The organism is Bradyrhizobium sp. Leo114, assembly GCF_055229415.2.
Map to the genome: position 1 here is coordinate 1 of NZ_JBUYEN020000087.1, position 16,829 is coordinate 16,829.

The 16,829-nt window shown below is 64.0% G+C and carries 20 protein-coding genes, 2 pseudogenes and 1 riboswitch; of the genes and pseudogenes, 3 read left to right on the plus strand and 19 right to left on the minus strand.

The features are described 5' to 3' along the window. The coding region (locus ACZIRK_RS42690; RefSeq protein WP_474419614.1) for a hypothetical protein at nucleotides 1-204 on the plus strand (204 nt) is incomplete at its 5' end. Between the two features lie 41 nt (nucleotides 205-245). Here the strand turns inward: ACZIRK_RS42690 and ACZIRK_RS42695 are convergent. From ACZIRK_RS42695 to ACZIRK_RS42710, 4 genes are all read right to left on the minus strand, one after another. Continuing rightward, nucleotides 246-740, minus strand: a complete 495-nt coding sequence (locus tag ACZIRK_RS42695) for a hypothetical protein (RefSeq protein ID WP_474419616.1) — start codon at nucleotides 738-740, stop codon at nucleotides 246-248. A 30-nt stretch (nucleotides 741-770) separates the two neighbouring features. Next, nucleotides 771-1,436 carry a hypothetical protein gene (locus ACZIRK_RS42700; RefSeq protein WP_474419617.1) on the minus strand — a complete coding sequence of 222 codons (666 nt, stop codon included), beginning with the start codon at nucleotides 1,434-1,436 and terminating at the stop codon, nucleotides 771-773. 285 nt (nucleotides 1,437-1,721) lie between these two features. Next, entirely contained in the window at nucleotides 1,722-3,029 is a 1,308-nt protein-coding gene (locus ACZIRK_RS42705) for a type II toxin-antitoxin system HipA family toxin (RefSeq protein WP_130581641.1), read from the minus strand. Then, the gene (locus ACZIRK_RS42710) at nucleotides 3,029-3,280 is read right to left on the minus strand and encodes a helix-turn-helix domain-containing protein (protein ID WP_028162324.1); all 252 of its coding nucleotides are present in this window, start codon (nucleotides 3,278-3,280) and stop codon (nucleotides 3,029-3,031) included. Before ACZIRK_RS42710 ends, ACZIRK_RS42705 begins: the two co-directional genes overlap by 1 nt. A 220-nt stretch (nucleotides 3,281-3,500) precedes the next feature. On the opposite strand from ACZIRK_RS42710, the pseudogene ACZIRK_RS42715 reads away from it, so the two are divergent. Further along, nucleotides 3,501-3,833: pseudogene (locus ACZIRK_RS42715) on the plus strand (PepSY domain-containing protein); the annotation flags it as partial. Nucleotides 3,834-3,962: 129 nt separating this feature from the next. Here the strand turns inward: ACZIRK_RS42715 and cobF are convergent. The 7 genes from cobF to ACZIRK_RS42750 all read right to left on the minus strand — a co-directional run bounded on the left by cobF (nucleotide 3,963) and on the right by ACZIRK_RS42750 (nucleotide 9,998). Further along, entirely contained in the window at nucleotides 3,963-4,712 is a 750-nt protein-coding gene (gene cobF / locus ACZIRK_RS42720) for a precorrin-6A synthase (deacetylating) (protein WP_028162322.1), read from the minus strand. A gap of 45 nt (nucleotides 4,713-4,757) precedes the next feature. Beyond that, a complete protein-coding gene (locus tag ACZIRK_RS42725; RefSeq protein ID WP_130229644.1) occupies nucleotides 4,758-5,435 on the minus strand; it encodes an energy-coupling factor ABC transporter permease in 678 nt (225 codons plus the stop codon). 202 nt (nucleotides 5,436-5,637) lie between these two features. Then, the gene (cobA, locus tag ACZIRK_RS42730; protein WP_028162320.1) at nucleotides 5,638-6,366 is read right to left on the minus strand and encodes a uroporphyrinogen-III C-methyltransferase; all 729 of its coding nucleotides are present in this window, start codon (nucleotides 6,364-6,366) and stop codon (nucleotides 5,638-5,640) included. Further along, on the minus strand, nucleotides 6,363-7,673 hold the full coding sequence (locus ACZIRK_RS42735; protein ID WP_028162319.1) for a cobyrinate a,c-diamide synthase: 1,311 nt from the start codon (nucleotides 7,671-7,673) through the stop codon (nucleotides 6,363-6,365). The genes cobA and ACZIRK_RS42735 overlap by 4 nt, the downstream gene beginning before the upstream one ends. Beyond that, nucleotides 7,673-8,455, minus strand: coding sequence for a precorrin-4 C(11)-methyltransferase (gene cobM, locus ACZIRK_RS42740; protein WP_028162318.1), 783 nt, complete (start codon nucleotides 8,453-8,455; stop codon nucleotides 7,673-7,675). Before cobM ends, ACZIRK_RS42735 begins: the two co-directional genes overlap by 1 nt. Beyond that, on the minus strand, nucleotides 8,452-8,820 hold the full coding sequence (locus tag ACZIRK_RS42745; RefSeq protein ID WP_028162317.1) for a cobalamin biosynthesis protein: 369 nt from the start codon (nucleotides 8,818-8,820) through the stop codon (nucleotides 8,452-8,454). The genes cobM and ACZIRK_RS42745 overlap by 4 nt, the downstream gene beginning before the upstream one ends. Further along, complete coding sequence (locus tag ACZIRK_RS42750; protein ID WP_028162316.1) at nucleotides 8,817-9,998, minus strand: bifunctional cobalt-precorrin-7 (C(5))-methyltransferase/cobalt-precorrin-6B (C(15))-methyltransferase; 1,182 nt, start codon at nucleotides 9,996-9,998, stop codon at nucleotides 8,817-8,819. The genes ACZIRK_RS42745 and ACZIRK_RS42750 overlap by 4 nt, the downstream gene beginning before the upstream one ends. Between ACZIRK_RS42750 and ACZIRK_RS42755 the strand changes: the two genes are divergently transcribed. Beyond that, the gene (locus tag ACZIRK_RS42755; RefSeq protein ID WP_028162315.1) at nucleotides 9,997-10,743 is read left to right on the plus strand and encodes a cobalt-precorrin-6A reductase; all 747 of its coding nucleotides are present in this window, start codon (nucleotides 9,997-9,999) and stop codon (nucleotides 10,741-10,743) included. The two genes, ACZIRK_RS42750 and ACZIRK_RS42755, sit on opposite strands and share 2 nt — an antisense overlap. On the opposite strand, the gene cobJ is transcribed toward ACZIRK_RS42755, so the two are convergent. The 8 genes and pseudogenes from cobJ to ACZIRK_RS42795 all read right to left on the minus strand — a co-directional run bounded on the left by cobJ (nucleotide 10,719) and on the right by ACZIRK_RS42795 (nucleotide 15,626). Beyond that, nucleotides 10,719-11,453, minus strand: coding sequence for a precorrin-3B C(17)-methyltransferase (gene cobJ / locus ACZIRK_RS42760; protein WP_028162314.1), 735 nt, complete (start codon nucleotides 11,451-11,453; stop codon nucleotides 10,719-10,721). The genes ACZIRK_RS42755 and cobJ overlap by 25 nt on opposite strands. Then, nucleotides 11,450-12,181, minus strand: a complete 732-nt coding sequence (locus ACZIRK_RS42765) for a precorrin-2 C(20)-methyltransferase (RefSeq protein WP_028162313.1) — start codon at nucleotides 12,179-12,181, stop codon at nucleotides 11,450-11,452. Before ACZIRK_RS42765 ends, cobJ begins: the two co-directional genes overlap by 4 nt. A 2-nt stretch (nucleotides 12,182-12,183) precedes the next feature. Further along, nucleotides 12,184-12,813, minus strand: a complete 630-nt coding sequence (locus ACZIRK_RS42770; protein ID WP_028162312.1) for a precorrin-8X methylmutase — start codon at nucleotides 12,811-12,813, stop codon at nucleotides 12,184-12,186. Then, nucleotides 12,813-13,976 carry a precorrin-3B synthase gene (gene cobG / locus ACZIRK_RS42775; protein WP_028162311.1) on the minus strand — a complete coding sequence of 388 codons (1,164 nt, stop codon included), beginning with the start codon at nucleotides 13,974-13,976 and terminating at the stop codon, nucleotides 12,813-12,815. The genes ACZIRK_RS42770 and cobG overlap by 1 nt, the downstream gene beginning before the upstream one ends. 97 nt (nucleotides 13,977-14,073) lie before the next feature. Continuing rightward, nucleotides 14,074-14,445, minus strand: coding sequence for a DUF1636 family protein (locus tag ACZIRK_RS42780; RefSeq protein ID WP_130229647.1), 372 nt, complete (start codon nucleotides 14,443-14,445; stop codon nucleotides 14,074-14,076). A 94-nt stretch (nucleotides 14,446-14,539) separates the two neighbouring features. Further along, nucleotides 14,540-14,756, minus strand: a riboswitch (cobalamin riboswitch). 117 nt (nucleotides 14,757-14,873) lie between these two features. After that, nucleotides 14,874-15,074, minus strand: a complete 201-nt coding sequence (locus ACZIRK_RS42785; RefSeq protein ID WP_207231130.1) for a hypothetical protein — start codon at nucleotides 15,072-15,074, stop codon at nucleotides 14,874-14,876. A gap of 52 nt (nucleotides 15,075-15,126) precedes the next feature. After that, a pseudogene (locus ACZIRK_RS42790) lies at nucleotides 15,127-15,422 on the minus strand (CobD/CbiB family cobalamin biosynthesis protein); the annotation flags it as partial. A 21-nt stretch (nucleotides 15,423-15,443) separates the two neighbouring features. After that, nucleotides 15,444-15,626: a hypothetical protein gene (locus ACZIRK_RS42795; protein ID WP_028162308.1), complete on the minus strand. Its 183-nt coding sequence runs from the start codon at nucleotides 15,624-15,626 to the stop codon at nucleotides 15,444-15,446. Nucleotides 15,627-16,829 lie beyond the last annotated feature (1,203 nt).

Consider the following 16,829-nt stretch of genomic DNA (forward strand, 5'->3'; position numbering starts at 1 on the left):
GCCGAACAACGCCCCGAACAGTTCGGTCCGCCGCAGCACACCATCGTGCAGCGCTTGTTGCGATCGCTCAGACGCAAAGCAGCCGAGACGATTATCCCGCGCACGGCTGAGGGTGCGGCACTGGCCGGTGATGCCGGGACTGCGAGCAATGACGCAACCTCGGACCGGCCGACAGTCGGAGCTACATCCGTCAAGCGAAAGTAACATCCTCAGGTGAGGCAATACGGGGGGTCAGAGTTCGGCGCTTATTCACACGGTCGCCATAGCGGGTCGATGGAGATCAGCCGGTGGAAATGCAGGCTGCCGATGGTCGCAGGCGCATGTCCTACACCCACAATCGCCTGGTCGCGAAGGTCCGGAGGCAGCGCGCCGATGGGCAGTTGGTCGCGCAGATAGGTCTCGATGCGCCCCAGATCGAGCAGGCGGGCGCTCGCATAAAGCGGATCATCGAATCGAATGTCTGCGGCCCATACGCGCGCCAGGACTGCAAGCACGGCCCGCGCCATGCCGGGCCTGGTCTTGACTGCCTCACGCTCTTCGAACGCGAGCTCCGCGAGCGCTCGACCGACGATGGGGACAAGGGTGGCGTGATCGGCGGGTCGGCTGAAGCCACCCGCGAGGCGGGCCGCGAGCAGCGGTAGTGTGGCGACATCGCGGCCGTGGTCTCCCGCACGCGCCGCTGCGACACGTTGCATGCGAAAGGAGAGAGTGCCCTCGACGATGACGGTGTGACGCTTCATGTTGCCGAGGACCCTGGTTGCCCGTTCTCGCTAGCGCGGCAGCGCGGTCTGCGCCGCTCGCCGGTGCGACCAGTTGTCGAGCATGACGAATTCGTGGAAGTCGCAGCCGGGATGCCTGCAAATCACGCTCGGCTGAACCTGGCCCCTGGCGCTGATGGAATGCCCCTTGAGTGTAAGTCGGTGACCATGCGAACACGTGACCTCGGCCTTGAAGATGTGCTCGGTGGAGGGGTGACAGGCGGTCCAATGGCCTGCTGGTGCTGAACCGGTCCCCCGCCAATGCGCAAGGCGGGTCCGCGGTTCCGGCGTGTGTCGTTGCGTGGGCGAGCGACGCGGCGTGAATGGTCGGCGTGACCAGATCGCGCGCCAAACGGCCTTTGCCCAGGACAGCGCCATTTCGATTCTACGCTGCAAGAACCTCCTCCTTTCCCGCGAGAATCTCGGGTAGAGCCTGTCGATGCGAACGCCGTTCCATTCAAAGCGATAGTGCGTTGTCTGAATCGATCGGCCGAGCGCCTGTCCCTTGAGGACGGCAATCGCCGTTGCTGTGGGGCGCTCGGCCGGCCGAAACAGGACACCGTCGATGTCGGCTGGGACCGCGTTGCCCAATGACCAGCGTTGCTCTCGCGGAAGTTCGGCCGACACGGTGCGCAGGTCGATGAACTTCCCCTCGACGGGGGTCTTCAACATCCGCATGTCGAGGCCGGCTGCCGCTTCCTTTGTGCGCGACAGAATCGCGAACGGCGCGCGATCGAGACCGCCAGGGCCGTTTGGGGCGTGTCGGCGAGCTCCAGGCAGGATCGCTCGGGGGCAAAGAATGTTGTGCCCTCGGGATTCTCATAGGTGAATGGGGCCAGATTCCAGTTCTGGAGCATCGCTGAATCGAGCTTTGGCCCCATGATCAATCTCGCTGGTCCAGCGTGGCGATGGGCAGAGATGCCCCTCGGCTTCGATTAACTGGTGGCACATCGATCTTTGGCATCACGCATCCTCCAACCTGCGCAGACGAGCCTTGACCCCATTATTGATGCTATCAGCGACTTCGGCAGGAAATGCCTTCGGGAGCGCCGCGGTGACCTGTTCGACCGCCGCCGGCGCCTGTGCGCGCAGCTCATCGAAGATCGCGGTCACGAGTCCCGCGCCAATCCCTGCCTTGGCAGCGGTCTGGACAAAATGGCGCGGCATGACGCTGTCGACGACGTAGTGACGGCTATCACCGACGGCCATGGCCAGCTTCATCTTGTTACGCTTGATCTGGCCTGCGTCGAGGCTGGGCTGCGCTGAGATCACATCGTAGAGCGGGGTCATGCGGAAGCGACCGCCGGGAGAGAGAAAGACGCTGAAATTTTTGGCGTGCCCATCCGTGGCACCGAGAAGCCAGAAGGCAATCACGGCTTTCAGAAACGTCGTTTGATCTGCCTCTGGCTGATCGCTCCCTTTCAGCAGATTGAGGATAGCTGGAATACCGGGCCCGCCCTCGGATTCGTATTTCAAGGATGGCGGCACGGACAAAGCCTGGCAGCAATCCTCTTGGGGCAAACGCAGGAGACGGTTGTCGCTGGTCCAGCGGCGATCGAACCGCTCGACCACGAGCACGCGGTTACCCTCAAACTCCTCAATGGCGACCGGGGCGCTCGGAAACCCAAGGGCGGCTGTCAGCTTGAGACAGAAGAACTCATTCTCGACGCTGTAGGAAAGATCGATGCCGTTCGGCAGTCGGCCAATCTGCGGTTTGAGGATGTGCGTCGTAGCTGTAGTCGCCAGCGGCTTGTACCAACGCCCTTTCCAGAACAAGAGCGCGGTCTTTTCCTGGGCGCCGGCGATCGAGATCCGAAAGTCCTCGTCCTCGCCAAGCCCAAGGGGAGCCGATGCAAGGTCGCCGAGAAGCTGCGCGATTTCCTTGTCGTTAACAGGTCTGCCGTCGACAGCACCGGCGGCGCCGGGTTCGATACCGTCCGGCAGGAATTGCAGTGCGCCGACGCAATCCCGTCCGACAGGGGCAAGTAGGTCGTAAGCGTCGATGCCCTGAGCGTGGACTCGCTCCGCCATGCGACGACGGATGGGCGTGCTGTCGGGCAGGAGATTGTCGAAGACGGCGATGACAGGCGCACCGATATAGCGGTCCTCACGCAGAGGCAGAGATAGCGACACGGGCAGCGCATGCTCCCAGGCAAGCCAGGACGGATCGTACTGAAAGTCGATTGCGCCGCTGGATTGCCTGTTCAGGCGCCCGACGAGACGGCCGTTCAAGAAGACATTGAGCGGGATATGCCGCCGCGGGCGAGCCATCAAAAGATGTCCTCGATCTCGGCCGGCTTTGCCTTCGTCCTGGGACGGATAACGAACTCGAGGTCGAGCGCTGCGAGAATATCACAAAGCGTTCCGAGCTGAGTCCCGGGCGCGCCACTCTCGACGGCCGAGATAGTTGCTTGCCGTAGCTTTGTCTTGTCCCTGACGCGGGTCTGGTTCAGGCCAAGGTTGCGGCGTTGCCGGCGGATGGCATCTCCGATTTGCTTGGGCGTTCGGGCGATCTGGTCCACGGCGTACCTCTCTAGGCACGCCATATACGCTCTAGAGGTTAAATGTCAATATACGCTTCAGAGGTTAAAAATGGATATACCTTTCAGCGTATACACCATATAAATACGCTTTAGCGTATAGCCGCCCTCCTACCCTGCGGGCGGCTTTCAGGCTCTCGCTCCTCATTCCCCATGAGCTTGCGGTAACGACGAATGGTGTCCTGCAAGTGCGCGTTCACCGGCTTCGGATCGAGAAGCGCACCCACAAACGTGGTTCGATGCTTATTGGTATTCGCATCACAATGAGCGCCCTCTGCCGGTGCTGCGCGTGGGCTTCGAGGACGCGGCTCAGAGCTGGTTCTACATTGATCCGCGCAATGGCGACATTCTCGGCCGCGTCGACAATAGCCGCCGGACGTATCGCTGGCTATTCAATGCCATGCACAGTCTAGATTTTCCGCTGCTGCTGCGCCATCGCCCGGCATGGGACACCGTGATGGTGCTCCTGTCGCTCATTGGAATCGTCGTGTCGACGAGCGGTATCGTGATAGGTTGGCGGCGACTGCGATCCTAGCGGACAGTTTTAGAGCAACCGCGACGGCCGCCTCGCGATGGACGGCAGAGATTCCGGGGCACTTCTGATAGACCCATTGAGGGAGCATGTTGCCGTACCTCTGTTCCGTTCGCGCGACGAATGGCCGCTTCACGATCTACGTTTGAGAATGTAGCTGTCCATGATCCACCCGTGCCGTGCGCGCGCCTCCTGCCGCGCGGCAGTGATGCGCGGACCCATCTCGGATAGCTCGCCCGACATAATGATCTGATCCGGCGTACCGAGATAGGCGCCCCACCAGATGTGCAGGCCGTGCGCGTCGAGCGACTGAAACGCCGTGCCACCGTCGAGCATCACGACCACGGTATCGGTGCCGGGCGGCCAGCCGCCTTCGCGCAACCGCCGTCCCGTCGTGACCAGAAAAGGCTCGCCGACATCGTTCAACGGCAGCGCGTGGGCCGCGCACAATGCCTGGATCGACGTTATGCCGGGGATCACTTCGATCATAGGTGTGGGATCGAGCCGTCGCGCGATGCGCAGGGACGAGTCATAGAGCGAAGGATCGCCCCAGATCAGCAGCGCAATCCGCCCCTCGCGTCCCAAATGGCCGGTGATCGTCTGCGACCAGGTTGCGGCGACCGCGTCGTGCCATTCGTCCACGCGCTTGCGGTAATCCGTTTCGTCTGCGTCACGAACCGGCAGGTCGAATTCCGCGATGCGTGCCGCTGCATTGGTAAGTACGTCTTTGCAAATGGCCCGCCGCAATTCGGCGAGCTCGGACTTCGCCATTCCCTTGCGCGGAATGAGAATGAGATCGGCTGCGTTGATGGCACGGATTGCCGCGAGCGTGAGTTGCTCGGGATCGCCGCAACCGATGCCTATCAAGGAGATCGTGAGCATTGCTTGAGCGAAGAGCGGCCATGGCGGCCGCCGTTCGCATTGTCTCTAGGCAGCGTTGTGCAGGCGGCGGGTGACGAACCCCTCCGCGGTCACGGCACGCAGCGATTTGGCGAGCGCCAACACGGCGAGATCGGCCAACGGCTCGATCAATACGACTAGCGCATAGGACGCCGCGAAGGTCTCGATGTTGGCGAGATTGGCGGCGCCAAAGCCCGCACCATAGAGCGCCCAGAAGGCGACCCACGCCACGATGCCCGACTGGTATGCAGTCGAGAGCGCGAGGGCCTGGCGATATTGCAAGTCCACATAGGCCGTGTTGCGTGGAACGATGCGCTGGCCGAGCGCCTGGATCGCAAATAGTGGCACCAACAGCGTCGTGACGTTCATGCCGTATTGCGGCAGATCGGTCGGCACGAAGAATAGTCCCTGCAACAGTAGACCGAGCGCAAGTCCCAAGGCAGCTGGCGCCGCGCCGAACAATAAGAACAACGTCGAGCCGAGGATGAAGTGCACCTCGGAGACCCCGACCGAGAAATGCGGCAGGATCTCGAAGAACGTGAGCACAAGCGCTGTCGTGGCCATTATCCGCACAGCCAACGATCCGATGCCCTGCTCGCGCACGGTCTCGACCGCGAGCTTGAGCGCGACAGCGCCCGCGGCGATGCCCGTCGCATAACTCAACACGAGCTTGGCGCCCGTTACGATTCCCGGTTCGATATGCATGATCTCAAGTCCTTCCTGCCGTCACACCCGACGGCCCTGGGTCCACGGGCGGCCGGGGCTTCCGGGCGCGCGCAATGGGTCCGCCCTACCCCATTCCCGATTATGTTCCGGCGCTTTGCGCCGCTTCGAGCACCATGCCCTCTTGTGTGCTCTTTTCGAACAGCAGGCGTCAAGGGGCGAGCGAGGGCGGACGCCGACATCATCAGGCAGAATCTCCTGCAAGCGCGCCGAACAGAATGACGGCGGCTTTGGTCACGGCTTCGGCTTGCGCAAGACGTTCGGCGAGCTCTGCGATGGTGGTGCGGACAAGCCGCTCATCGGAGTGGCCTAAGGATTCCGCAAGCAGCGCCGGGGTATCAGGCGCAAGACCATGCGCGATCAGCTTTGCCGCCAGAGCGGGGAATGTCCGCCGGCCCATATAGACCACGGTGGTTGCTTCCGAATCGGCGAGGGCCGCCCAATTGAGATTTTGCGGCAATTCGCCGGTGACATCGGCTGCGGTCACGAACTGGACCCGGCGCGACGTGTGGCGTCGCGTCAACGGAACGCCGGCCTGCGCGGCGGCAGCGCAGGCCGCGGTCACGCCGGGAATGATCTCATAGCCGATATCAGCCGCGCGCAGCGTCTCGATCTCCTCTTCGAGACGGCCGAAGACGCCGGCATCGCCGGATTTCAGGCGCACCACGCGCGCGCCGGTCGAGGCATAGTCGACCAGGAGCCGGTTGACATGCTGCTGCTTGGTCGAGGGACGGCCGGCGCGTTTTCCAACCGCGACGAGATTGGCGCCGGGACGGACACGGTCGAGGATCGCGCCTGACGCGAGATCGTCATAGAGTACGACGTCGGCCTCGCGAAGCCGCGCGGCCCCTTTCAACGTCAGGAGCTCGGGATCGCCGGGACCGGCGGAGATGAAAGAGACGAAGCCCCTCACCGGTCCTCCGCAATCAGGTGAAAGAATGTGCCGGTCGCGTGACCGCGCCGCGAGCCGGTCTCGGCGACGATCGCCCCGGTCGCGTCGCGGACGACTGCGAGCGGCGTATCTGGCTGTGCGACGATCGTGGAATAGTGAAACTCATGGCCACGCAAGCGCGCGCCGGCTTGATGTCCAGGGATCGGCGCCGCGAGCTCGGCGAGACGATAGCCGAGGTGCATGCGACGTTTGGCAAAGCTCGTCTCCAGACCGAGCAAGCCGACCATCTCGTGGCGCGCGCCTTCGGCATCCGCCAAAGCCGCACCCAGCACCATATAACCCCCACATTCGCCGTGCACGGGGCGCGTCGCCGCAAAGGCGCGGAGAGCGGTGCGAAATCGTGCGTTGGCCGTGAGGCGGCCGGCGTGCAGTTCGGGATAGCCGCCGGGCAGCCAGCACACATCGGCGCTTTCATCGGGGCCTTCATCGGCGAGCGGCGAGAAGGTCGTGATCTCGGCGCCCGCGGAGCGCCAGGCCTCCAACATATGCGGATAGACAAAGGAGAACGCCGCATCGCGAGCGAGCGTAATGCGTTGACCGGGCGGATCGACGCCGAGCCCGCGCGCGGACGGTTGCGGCGACCAGCTGGACGCCGCTTGCAGCACGGCGTCGAGATCGACATGCGCGCTGACGAAGCGCGCGGCCTCACCGATCAGGCCACTGATCTGAGCCTGCTCCTCCGCCTGCACCAGGCCGAGATGCCGTTTCGGCAAGCTGATTTCGGCGTGGCGAGGCAAGGCCCCGAGCACGGGTATGCCGGCATTGGCGAAGGCACTGCGCACGAGCTCCTCGTGGCGCGGACTCGCGACGCGATTCAACACGACACAGGCAAGGCGCACACCCGCGCGAAAATCGCGCAGACCCGCGGCCACGGCCGCGGCCGTCTGGGCCTGTCCGCACGGATCGATCACGAGCAGCACTGGCCAACCGATCATCTCGGCAATGTCGGCGGTGGCGCCGGTGCCGGAGACGCCGCGTGCGGCCGCGCCGTCAAACAAGCCCATCGAACCCTCGGTTAGAACGAGGTCGGCATCCGCACCACGGCCAACGAGGTGCTCGATCGCCGCGCGATCCATCGCCCAACTGTCCACGTTGACGGACGGGCATCCGGCGGCGGCGGCATGAAACGCCGGGTCGATATAATCGGGCCCGCTCTTGAAGCACTGCACCTTCAATCCGCGGTCGCGATAGGCGCGCGCGAGCGCCAGCGTCAGCGTCGTCTTGCCGACGCCGGAGGCCGGCGCCGAGATGACGAGGCCCGCCCCCATCACGACGCCTCCGGAAAGCGCGGTACCGGCCCGATCGGCCGGTAGCGGCGATCATAGTCGGCGGCGTAGAGACGACTCTCGGCAAACTCCTCCGAACCCAAGGTCTTGCCCACCAGGATGAGTGCGGTCCGCTCGAGCTCAGCACCAAGAGCGGCTTCAACTGTGGCGAGCGTGGCGCGGACGATGCGCTGGTCTGGCCAGCTCGCGCGCCAGACGATCGCCACCGGGCAGTCCGCGCCGTAATGCGGCGCGAGTTCGGCGACGACCTTATCGAGTAAATGGATCGACAGATGAATGGCGAGCACCGCGCCGGTTGCGGCGAACGCGGCGAGGTTCTCGCCCTCCGGCATCGCGCTGGCCCGGCCCGGCGTACGCGTCAGCACCACCGATTGGGCCAACCCCGGCAATGTCAGCTCAGCTTGCAGCGCTGCCGCGGCCGCGGAAAAGGCGGGAACACCCGGCGTCACGGAATATGAAATACCGAGCGCGCGCAGGCGGCGCAATTGTTCGCCCATCGCCGACCAGATCGAGAGATCACCCGAGTGCAGCCGTGCCACATCCTTGCCGTCGGCATGCGCACCTGCGATTTCTGCGATGATCTCGTCGAGCGACAGTGGCGCGGTGTTAACGATTCGCGCGCCTTGCGGGCAATGCGCCAGCACGCCCGCCGGCACCAGCGAGCCGGCATAGAGACAGATCGGACAAGAGGCGATGAGATCGCGGCCACGCAAGGTCAAGAGATCCGCGGCGCCCGGCCCTGCACCGATGAAATGCACCGTCATTCGCCGTCTCCCTCCGCAATGGCAGCGGTTGCCGTCCGGTCCTGCGAGATCGACCGCCTCGAAATTAGCCGCGCGCGACGGCCGGCCGCGGCGAGCGCGGCAGCCTCGGCGACCGATCCCGTGCCAAACTTGTCCCTGATGAGTTTTGACTGAGTCGGCGTTGCGATGCCTGTCAGAACTTCAGCTGGAATCGCCTTGATCGGCACGCCGCATTCTCGCGCGAGCAACTTCAGGGCACCCGCTTCCGCCTTGTCGCTAACGGTTGCCACCGCCGCGATTCCGGCGGGTCCGCCGGCCGCCACGAGCGCTTCGCGGAGCGCGTCGAGCGTGGCGTCGCGTTGGAATCCCAAGCCCGCGACCTTCATCTGACCACGCTCCATTGCACGACCGGCCGTGTCGCCTCCCAGGAGCGGTAATGGCCGAGTCGTCCTGCATGCGCGAGCTCGATCCGCATCAACCCGCCGCCGTGGCGGTGGTGCAGTTCCACGAGAAACGCTTCCGTCTCGAGCGTTATGGCGTGCGCGACCAGCCGCGTACCCGGGACAACGCGCGACCAGACGGCATCGAACATCGCGCTGTCGAGACCTCCGCCGAGGAACACAGCATCCGGCGTTTCAAGTGCAGCGAGAGCGTCGGGAGCAGTCCCGCCAATGACGGTGACCCGGTGCGACAGCCCGAAACTCGCTGCATTGCGGCGGATGTTCGCGGCGCGGTCATCGCGCGCCTCGACGGCCACCGCGATCCCGCCGCACAGCGCCCATTCGATCGAGATCGAGCCAGAGCCTGCGCCGATATCCCACAACCGTTCGCCCAGTCGCGGCGCCAGCGCCGAAAGAGCGAGCGCACGCACCGGCCGCTTCGTCATCTGGCCATCATGCGCGAAGAGATCGTCCGGCAGCCCCGAACTGCGGGTGATGCCTTGTGCTCCGCTGGCCTTCAGCGCAACCGCGACCGGGCCATCGGCCAAATCACCGGCATAGCTGTCTGCGCGATGCTGCATGATCTTCTCACGTGGGCCGCCCAGCGCGGCGAGGGTCCAGAACGACGATGCGTCCCACCCCTGCTCTGTCAACCATCTCGCAAGGTCACCAGCCGCCCTGGCATCGCGCACCAGGCAAATGATCTGTGCGCCGCGCGCGAGATGCGGCACGAGCCGTTCGAACGGCGCGGCGTGCAGTCCGAGACAGATGACGGACTCAAGACGCCAGCCGAGCCGCGCTGCGGCGAGCGAGAATGTCGAAGGCGCGGAATGCGCGATCCACTCGCCTGCCTCGAGCTTCTCCGCAAGACTGCCGCCGACGCCATGCCAGAACGGGTCGCCCGAGGCGAGCACCGCCGTCGGGCGGCCGCGGCAGCTCAGCACAGCGTCGGCATCGAACGGCACTGGCCAGGGCCGGGTGCGTTCGGTTATGCCTGCGAGCGCAAGATGGCGCTCGCCACCAAAGACGGTTTCGGCTTCAAAAAGCGCCTTTCGGCTTGCCTCGGAGAGGCCGGCAAGGCCATCCTCGCCGATACCGATGATGGTCAGCCAGGGATCAGCCATGACGCGCGCCCTCATTCTGGGCGGAACGACTGAGGCCAATTTGCTCGCTGCAGCAATTGCGCGGGCGGGCCTCGAAGCGATCTACTCCTATGGCGGACGCACCCGCAACCCCGCCGACCAGCCACTGCCCACCCGCGTCGGTGGATTCGGCGGCGCGAACGGACTTGCCGACTATATTCGCCGCGAAGCCATTACGCATGTCGTTGATGCAACCCATCCGTTTGCGGCCGAAATGAGCCGCAACGCGGCTGCCGCGTGCGCGGCAAGCGGAACGCCTCTGATCGCGATCGAGCGTGTGCCTTGGGCCAAGGCGACTGACGATAACTGGATCGAGGTTGCGGATGTCGCGTCCGCCGTCGCCGCCTTGCCGGAAAATCGGGCGCGCGTCTTTCTTGCCATCGGCCGGCAACACATCGCGCCGTTCGGCGCGAAGCCGCAGCATGCCTACACCTTGCGATTCGTCGACCCGCCCGAGGGCGCACTGCCATTCGATGCCGACGTCATCGTGTCGCGCGGGCCATTCACTCTTCAAAGTGAGCTGGAGATGATGCGCACGCGCGGCATCGAATGGATTGTCGCCCGCAATTCCGGGGGCGAAGGCGCGCGCGCAAAAATCGACGCTGCGCGTGCGCTCGGCCTTCCCGTGATCATGATCTCGCGGCCGCCTCTGCCTGAGCGGACGCGGATGGAAAGCGTGGCCGAGGTGATGCAATGGCTCGGTCATCGGGCGTGCCTCGGCGCATAGACCCAGCGGCCAACGCGTCGCGTCGCCGAATTGCCGATGATCACGAGCGTACGCATGTCGGCCATCTCGGGCAACGCCTCGCTCAATTTGATCATTTCAATCCGCTCATCGGGTGTGCTGACCGCGCGCGCGAATATCACGAGACGGTCGCCGCACCCGGCCTCCTTCAACACTGAGAGCGCGCGTCCAAATCCCTCCAGCCGGCTCGCCGAGCGCGGATTGTACATCGCGATGGCAAAATCAGCTTCGGCCGCAAGCCGCAGCCGTTTCTCGATCACCGCCCACGATTTCAGATTGTCGGAGAGATTAATGGCACAGAAATCGTGTCCGAGCGGCGCGCCGGCGCGCGCGGCCGCCGCCAGCATTGCGGTCACGCCAGGGAGCACCCGGATCGGAAGCCCCTGGTATTGCGGCGTCTCTTCGAGCGCTTCGAACACGGCAGAAGCCATCGCAAAGATGCCGGAATCGCCAGAGGATACCAGCACCACGTTGCGTCCCTCTGATGCCAGCCGCAAAGCGTGGGCTGCGCGTTGCAACTCCATGCGATTGTCCGACGGATGGAACGTGAGCCCTTCGCGCGGCGCTACGCGCGCGACATAGGGCGCATAGCCCAGAATGTCGGTCGCGGTAGCTAGCGCGGCCGTCACCTCCGGCGTGACCAGCGCCTCATCGCCCGGCCCAAGTCCCGCGATCGTCAGCGATCCCGTCATGCGATGTTGTCCGCGCGCCATCCCGTTCCATGCACGAGCACGATTGCAAAATAGGGGCAATCGGTTTCCTCGACATCGACCAGCCGCGCGACACGCTCGCCCGGCATGGTGCCGCGCTCGACCAGCCAGGCATCATTGAGACGACCGGCGGAGGCGAGCGCACGGCGCACCTTTTGGAGGTTGCGCCCGGTCTTCATGACGACGAGCGCGTCCGAATTGCGCATCCGCCGTTCGAGTTCATCCTCCGCCATTGTGCCCATCAAGACGGTCGTCACGTCATCGCCCAACGCAATCGGCTGACCGACCACATTCCAGCAGCCGGCCATGCCCGGAATGCCCGCGATCACCTCGATCTCGACGCGGCCTCGCAGGCCCGCGTGCAAATGCATGAAGGAGCCATAGAAGTAGGGATCGCCTTCGCAGAGCACGACGACATCGACCGCGAGCGCAAGCCGCGCCAGACGCTCCGCCCATTCTTCATAGAAGCCGGCGAGCACGCGAAGGTAATCCGGACTGTCGAAGGAGAGCTCGGTGGTGACCGGATATTCCATCGGATATTCGGAGACATTGGCGGCCAGCATGCCTTCGACAATGCGGCGGGCCTGACCGGGACGCCCTTTCTTGCGGAAATAGGCGACGTGCCTGGCTGCGCGCACCTCGCGGTCCGCGCGCACGCTCATCAAGTCCGGATTGCCTGGCCCGAGGCCGCAGCAAATGATGCGCCCCATCGCTATTCGCTCCGGCTCGCGAGCGCGTTCACGGCGGCGACGGTGATCGCCGAGCCGCCGAGGCGTCCTTCAATTGTCAGGGCGGGCGCCGGCGGATCGGCCATCAGCGCGGCCTTGGATTCAGCCGCGCCGACGAAGCCGACCGGACAGCCAATGATTGCAGCCGGCCTCGGGCAATCGCGATCCTCCAGCATGTTGAGGAGGTGAAACAGCGCGGTGGGCGCGTTGCCGATCGCGACAAGGGCGCCATCGAGGTGCGGTCGCCACAGTTCCAGTGCCGCGGCCGAACGGGTATCGCGCATGGATTGTGCCAGTACGTGAACGGCGGGGTCGCCGAGCGTGCAGACGATGGCATTGACCGCCGGCAACCGCGCGCGTGTAATCCCCTCGGACACCATACGCGTGTCGCAAAGTACGGGCGCGCCGGCCTGCAGCGCATCCCGCGCCGCCGCCACCATGCCGGGCGTGAAACGGATATGGGCCTCGAGCCCTACCATGCCGGCGGCATGGATCATGCGCACGACCACCTGTTCTTCATCGGGCGTGAAGCGCGTCAAGTCCGCCTCGGCGCGGATGGTGGCAAAGGACTGTCGATAGATCGCTGCACCGTCGGTTTCATAAATGTGCGGCATCAGCGTCCTCCCGCCAGCATGGAGGGATTTTCGATGATGACGCCGTGGCTCAAGCCACGCATAACTGGCGCGGCGCGCGGCGAGCCGTCGCGGATGAGATCGAATCCGGCGCTGGTCGCAACCAGCGTGATCGCGGTCGCCCCGGAATGCGCGCAGCCCTTGGCGCAGCCCGAAACGTGGAGGCGCGCGTCCGCGGCGATGTGCGGCGCAAGCGCGGCAGCCAGCGTGCGGGTATCGGCAAGAGCCTCGCGGCAGCGCGGCGCGCCGCTGCAAGCGATGACGCGAAGCGCTGGGTCATCGGCCTCGGTGATGAGGTCCGCACCGCGCGGCATCGTGCGTGCTCCCTCAGCAAGAATCATCCGCCACGGTGTCATACGCAACCCTTGCGCATCTGCGGCAATAAGCCGAAGCGCCGAATGGGGCAGTTGCCCGAATGCGACGCCGACCATCGCACCCAGCGGACAAAGACCGGGACGAGGCACAGCGATCGTCGGTGCGGGCTCGGTCCTACCGAGCAGTGCATCCGGCAATCTCGCGCCGGCCATGATGTGGGCGGCCATGCGCCCTCGCCTGCCGCTGGTGCCGCCTGAGGTAATGAACCATTCGGCAAGCGCGACTGCAACGCTCACAGCGTCGCCGCGCGTAACGGAGCGACCAAACTCAGCGCCATCGGCGCGCACCAAAAGGCCGCCCGCGCGGCCACGCTCGATCCGAATGTCCGCGGATGCGCCAGCAAGCACCCGTTCCTTGCCGTCATCGACAGCGAAGCCAAATTTGGTCGGAAGAGCTAGCCCACTGCCGGCAAGGGCCTGCTCCAGTTCGGCTGCGAGCGAACGCGTGTCATCGCCTATGCCCCAGAACGGTGTCACCAGGATGTTGCGATGCGACTCGGCCTCCGGATCATGGTCAAGCAGCTTCAATTGGGCGAGACCGTCGAGCAGAGACAAGTGTCCCTGATCACTCACGCCTCTGATCTGGAAGTTGGCCCGGCTGGTCAAGTCGATCAAGCCGTTGCCGTAACACTCTGCCAGATCAGCCAGCCCTGCCGCCTGTGCCGCATCGAGCCTTCCGCCATAGGGGCGCACGCGGACCACGAGCCCGTCGCCTGACTGCATCGGCCGCAACGCGCCAGGGCACCAGCCCTTGATAGCGACCGTACTCATGACGCCTCGCGCGGCGCAGCCGCGATCGAATTTCGGCGCGTCTTCCAGAGTGATGCCAAGCCAGTGACGACCGTGACAGGGACTTTTGCGAGCGTGTTCATTCCGCGGCTTCTGGCAGGGCGGCGATAGGTGGAATGCGAGCGAGCGATTGTTTGCGGAAGATCTCCGGCCGGCTGCGCCATGGCACGATGCCATCGGGTGCCGCCGCGTAAGCTGACGCGCCGGCAATCACGTCGTGCGCGTTGCCATCGGACAAGCGACCGTAGACATAGGACCACCGTCCCGGCGCGCTGAGCGCGACCGAGCAGCCCTGGTTACAGGCGGACAGGCATTCGACGGGAACGACGACGCCGTCAGGCACGCCCGCGTCGAGAATAGCGGCATGCAGGCGCGCACCGGGCGTAATCTCGCCTTCCCCGAGCGTCTGGCCCGGGCGGCATGTGATGCAAACGTGAAGAGTGACGATCATCGCCCCTTCCTGAATTGACGGCGGGAAGCGATGAGGTGCACGAACCGTCCTTGAGGAGGCTTCGCTTTCCCCGTCGCGGAACACCCCGTCCGCCGGTCTCAACGTTGCGCTGGCAGGTCTCCCGGCTTGCGGAGCAGGGTCTTTCCCTTCGATCCCCGCCTTCCCGATCCCCAGGGGATCAGTGGCTTCGGGCATCTCTCCGGTCACGGTCGCGGGGGCGGCTGCTTTTCAGGCCAAGCCGTTTGGCTCGAGCCCTATCGCATTCCCTCTTCGCCTGTCGCAGAACAGGCACCAACGCGGGCCGACCATTTGCTCTGGGCCGCAACTTGTCAAGCCAAAGGGACCACGCCGGATGATGTCCGAACCAGATGCCGCCGAGGACGGGGACATCGTCGCGCCCGAGGGCTCCACCGACGCCCGCCACGCCATCAAAATGGCGAAAAAGGAGATGGTCCGCGAAAGATCAGGGCGACCAAGGACGGCGAAGAGGGACTGATCGGGCGCAGGTGATAAGCCAGGGCTAGCTCGGTAAAGCTTTCGTCGATCACTAGACGGCCGACACGCGGCAGGATCGAAAGAAGTTCACTCTGATCATGATGCTTTCCGTCGGGATCGTTCGGGTTGACCACGATCGCGAGCTCAGCCCTCGCGAGCGCCTCGAGTTCCCGCCGCGATGGTCTCGTGATACGCTCGCGGACCGCTGAGCCGCTCGCCGAGCGCTCCAGCTATGGCGGCTTCGAGCCAGCCGGCATTAATCGAGCGGCGCCGGTTCGCATCGCGCATCATGCATGACCACCCTGCGAAGACCGGGGCGCGCAGCACGAAGAGAACAGCGGTCAGGCGAGCTGGAATGAAGTTTGCCACATCATCGATGCGCGCGCCGCAGCCCAACCAAGAGCTTCGTGTCGCGGCGTATGATGGCCGATCATAGAGTCCAGTGCGTTGATCGCCTTGTAGCCGGCAATGCCAGGTACCCCACCCCGACCAAGCCGGGATTTCTACTTCAGCAAATATGCGCCTGCGAATTGTTCGGCCATCACCGCACGTTCTTCTTCAGTTTGACCCAAATGCGACATCGACCCGTGATGGTCCTTCGCATCCAGCGTATGATGGTCATTTCGATTTAGCACCTCCTCCATCCCTGCCGGATCAGGCTGCGTTGTCTCGTCGAGGATCGGCATGGGCATTTCGGTGGCAGGGCCTGGCGCGGCGAACGCTAAACTAGTCACAACCGATAGCGGAATGCCGAGTTGCACTCGGGGGAAGCTCCCTTCGAGGGCGTGATCGCGGCCTCGTGGGAGGGCCGCTACAGGTCACCTCCGCGGCCGAAGTCTCTCCGCGAAATCATGAAGCAAAAGGAAAGCAATGAGCGCGATTGACCACTGGTGAGTCGTGCGACATACGGATCTTTCTTTACAGGCGTCTCTGGTTGCTCAAATATCTTCTGCGGTGGGTCAGATATCCCCCTCCACATCTGTCACAGATAGGGAGGCTCTTCTATGATCCTATTCAGGATAGTCTTCGCAGTAAGCGCTATCTTGCTAACCAGGGATGCATTTGCGGAGCCAGGGAATCTGGATCGGGACAGCCCCATTTCGCTTTGGGTCGCCAGCAGACTGCACCGATCTGGGAATGACATACGTGAGGAGTGATTCAAAAGGGGACGGTGACAAATGCTGGACTGGAACGAAAGTGTATTGTTCAGGTTATCCCGCCCCTGAAGTTGCATTCATCGGTTATGATGCTTGTGACGGTTTTCAATGTCATCGAACGATGTGCGGTAGCAATCCCAGTCCGGGTCGGAGGGTAATCGCAAGTGAGTCTTGGTACTTCTGTCCTGCCTGCGGCAGTGCAAATATTAGAAGGATCTTGAGATTGAACAAAGTTCCTAACGCACAGATTGCGGGTGCTTGTCCGTGGCGATATTTCTAGGTTCGTGATCATTGGGCAGTGCGTAGGCGCAGTCAGCGCACATGATCGCCCGCTTGTCGCCGATGCAGGTCCGATCCTTGCCGCCGTTGTGCTTGCAATCGCGGCATTTGAATAGGTAGTCACCTGGCGCGCGGAAGATTGACGGAGCGGATCGCTCGAATTTTCGCCGACGTTCAGCGCCCGCATCGACCGGGTGATCGATTAGGCTGGCTACTTCCGGTATTGGCCCTTCGGCGACCTCGTCATAGGGAGCTATGCGGGAAACTGGGTGATGACGGACTGAGATAGGCGGCGTATCGAGGCGGGTGTCGAAGCCTGCCAGAACCTCTCAAGGAGAGCGATACGCCATGAACGAGACTAGCAACATTGTCCCGCTCCGTCAGCCCGACGAGATCGACGATCCACTGACCAATATCCTGCGTGCTGGTGCGCGGCAGCTTCTGGCGCAGGCC

Coding starts and splice junctions, on each gene's coding strand:
- ACZIRK_RS42695 (WP_474419616.1), bottom strand. CDS start 740: ATGAAGCGTCACACCGTCATCGTCGAGGGCACTCTCTCCTTTCGCATG.
- ACZIRK_RS42700 (WP_474419617.1), bottom strand. CDS start 1,436: ATGCGGATGTTGAAGACCCCCGTCGAGGGGAAGTTCATCGACCTGCGC.
- ACZIRK_RS42705 (WP_130581641.1), bottom strand. CDS start 3,029: ATGGCTCGCCCGCGGCGGCATATCCCGCTCAATGTCTTCTTGAACGGC.
- cobF (WP_028162322.1), bottom strand. CDS start 4,712: ATGCTCACGATCTCCTTGATAGGCATCGGTTGCGGCGATCCCGAGCAA.
- ACZIRK_RS42725 (WP_130229644.1), bottom strand. CDS start 5,435: ATGCATATCGAACCGGGAATCGTAACGGGCGCCAAGCTCGTGTTGAGT.
- ACZIRK_RS42735 (WP_028162319.1), bottom strand. CDS start 7,673: ATGGGGGCGGGCCTCGTCATCTCGGCGCCGGCCTCCGGCGTCGGCAAG.
- cobM (WP_028162318.1), bottom strand. CDS start 8,455: ATGACGGTGCATTTCATCGGTGCAGGGCCGGGCGCCGCGGATCTCTTG.
- ACZIRK_RS42745 (WP_028162317.1), bottom strand. CDS start 8,820: ATGAAGGTCGCGGGCTTGGGATTCCAACGCGACGCCACGCTCGACGCG.
- ACZIRK_RS42755 (WP_028162315.1), top strand. CDS start 9,997: ATGACGCGCGCCCTCATTCTGGGCGGAACGACTGAGGCCAATTTGCTC.
- ACZIRK_RS42750 (WP_028162316.1), bottom strand. CDS start 9,998: ATGGCTGATCCCTGGCTGACCATCATCGGTATCGGCGAGGATGGCCTT.
- cobJ (WP_028162314.1), bottom strand. CDS start 11,453: ATGACGGGATCGCTGACGATCGCGGGACTTGGGCCGGGCGATGAGGCG.
- ACZIRK_RS42765 (WP_028162313.1), bottom strand. CDS start 12,181: ATGGGGCGCATCATTTGCTGCGGCCTCGGGCCAGGCAATCCGGACTTG.
- ACZIRK_RS42770 (WP_028162312.1), bottom strand. CDS start 12,813: ATGCCGCACATTTATGAAACCGACGGTGCAGCGATCTATCGACAGTCC.
- cobG (WP_028162311.1), bottom strand. CDS start 13,976: ATGAGTACGGTCGCTATCAAGGGCTGGTGCCCTGGCGCGTTGCGGCCG.
- ACZIRK_RS42780 (WP_130229647.1), bottom strand. CDS start 14,445: ATGATCGTCACTCTTCACGTTTGCATCACATGCCGCCCGGGCCAGACG.
- ACZIRK_RS42795 (WP_028162308.1), bottom strand. CDS start 15,626: ATGCCGATCCTCGACGAGACAACGCAGCCTGATCCGGCAGGGATGGAG.